This is a genomic window from Photorhabdus viridis, assembly GCF_040256935.1.
GTDB lineage: Bacteria > Pseudomonadota > Gammaproteobacteria > Enterobacterales > Enterobacteriaceae > Photorhabdus > Photorhabdus viridis.
On sequence record NZ_JBEJZY010000461.1, the window covers coordinates 1 to 226 of the forward strand.

The window sequence follows — 226 nt, forward strand, 5'->3', positions numbered from 1 at the left end:
CGGGCGCATTATTCCGACATTTTGTATTCATTGAAAACGGCGCAGGGTGACGGTTACGTGTATTGCGTGATCGAGCACCAGAGTTCCCCGGACAAAATGATGGCATTTCGGTTATTACGTTACGGGATTTCAGCCATGCAACGGCATCTGGAGCAGGGACATGAAAAATTGCCGCTGGTCATTCCGGTGTTGTTTTATCACGGGAAAATACAGCCGTATCCCTGGA

Annotated in this window: 1 protein-coding gene; it reads left to right on the forward strand. The window is 49.1% G+C overall.

What is annotated here, in order from left to right; genetic code table 11:
- The coding region (locus ABR397_RS24150) for an Rpn family recombination-promoting nuclease/putative transposase (protein ID WP_350307893.1) at window positions 1–226 on the forward strand (226 nt) is incomplete at both ends.